We start from the raw sequence: 1775 nt of genomic DNA, 5'->3' as shown, positions 1-1775 counted from the left end.
GGTTATACACTTTCTTTTGGAACAAGTTTAGCAACTCCAGAAGTAAGCGCAGCTTTAGCAGCTATTATGTCAAAGAATGTAGATAATTCTAAAGATTCAAATGAAGTATTAAATACTTTATTTGAAAATGCTGATTCTTTTATAGATAAAAATAGCATGCTTAAATACAAAGAGGTGAGAATAAAATAGATGAAATTTATATCTCCGATGATCTTTACGTTACTTCTCGTAATCTTTACTCTTGTTTTTGAATTAAATTTAGTGTCTACTGCATACTTTTCCTTGTTATTGTCTATCTTTGTACATGAGTTAGGTCATTTAGTTTTTGGATTATTTAATAAAGTTAGACCAGAGTCATTAATATTTGGGTTTATAAAACTTTCGTGGGAAAAACAGTTTAAGGTTAGATTAAATACACAGTGGGGATTTTTTGGTGGATTATTTAGATATAAACCAACTACGTTTAATAATAAGAAAATTCTGAGGTTGTTAACCGGAGGACCAATATTTAGTCTTTTTTTTACATTAACTTTTTTTGTAAAAATTGAATTTTTTCAATATTTTTCTTTATTTAATTTTTCAATATTCTTGATTACTGCAGTTCCTTTTAATTTTAACGGGTTTATGAATGATGGATACAATATATATAAATTAGTTACTAAGGATTATATTTTCGAAATGTATTATATTGTATCAAATAGCTTACTTAATAAATATAATCAGTCAACTTTCTTAAATAGCAATGAGGTATGCAAAATAATAAAAAAAAATAAAGAATTACCATTATATGTGCTAAATACATTCTTACTGTATGTTATATATGAGTATTTAATAGACAAAAATAATAGGAAATTAAAACTAATATACCCAATACTTAGTAAAGAAGACAAGATACTGAATAATAAAAGTTATTTACAGAATTTTTATTTAGCTAATTTGTATATGATAGAATATATCTTATCTGTAGATAATAAACAAACTTTTAAAAAAATTAATTTAAAAATTCTAGACTCAATTAGTAGATCTAGAATTAAATATCTAAACTTTAAATGCTCAAAAAGTGCTGATGATGAAATAAGCCAATCAATGACAGAATTTAGCAATATCATAAAAAATTATTCAGATCAAACGTCAACTATGATTATAGCAGAAAAACAATGGGTTCAAAATTGAGATAAGAAACCAGCTAGACTGTCGACGTAAAATGATAGGCTAAAAAAAGTGATGTGTGCTTGCTACGATTTTTATACAGTATTTCATGATGTAATAAATAAATTTTCTATTAAAATATATTAACTAAAAGAACCAACAGGGTATACCCCAATGTCATTAAGTTAAGGAAAAAATAAAGCAGGAAAACAATTAAGTCTTCCTGCTTTATTTTTTCTATGTAAAAGGACACTCTCTTGATACAATTATTTTAACAATAATAAAACGTCATAGCGTTACGTATTCTGGAGGTGTCCTTATGTCTAATACTATCAAAATTCCATCCACACTTCAAGCAGCTCATAAAATCAAACAAAATTTAGAAGATCAAATTCGCTGTATTACAAATCAACCTGAAATTTTTGCTCAATCTCCGACTGATTTTTCTCGAAACAGAAAGTTATCTTTTGAGACAACTCTCAAAATTATTCTCTCTTTCGGTGGACAAAGTCTTTCTAGTGAATTACTCTCTTACTTTGATTTTACACTTCAAACGCCAACTGCTTCCGCATTTGTACAGGCTCGAAGTAAAATAAAGATTGAAGCTTTCAAACAACTCTTCTACC

At 26.9% G+C, this 1775-nt stretch carries 2 protein-coding genes and 1 pseudogene; all 3 read left to right on the top strand.

The window, feature by feature from the left end:
- The coding region (locus KQI94_RS15930) for a S8 family serine peptidase (protein WP_216454635.1) at positions 1-189 on the top strand (189 nt) is incomplete at its 5' end.
- Positions 190-1173 (top strand): site-2 protease family protein, encoded by a 984-nt coding sequence (locus tag KQI94_RS16655; protein ID WP_002368282.1) that lies wholly within the window; start codon positions 190-192, stop codon positions 1171-1173. It begins immediately after the preceding gene.
- 295 nt (positions 1174-1468) lie between these two features.
- A pseudogene (locus KQI94_RS15915) lies at positions 1469-1775 on the top strand (IS4 family transposase); the annotation flags it as partial.

The sequence above is a fragment of the Enterococcus sp. S183_ASV_20 genome (assembly GCF_018919685.1).
GTDB classification, from domain to species: Bacteria; Bacillota; Bacilli; order Lactobacillales; family Enterococcaceae; genus Enterococcus; species Enterococcus faecalis.
This window is presented reverse-complemented; position numbering and strand designations above follow the sequence as displayed.

Bases quoted from the DNA above. Each gene is read 5' to 3' on its own strand.
- KQI94_RS16655 (WP_002368282.1), top strand. From the start codon at position 190: ATGAAATTTATATCTCCGATGATCTTTACGTTACTTCTCGTAATCTTT.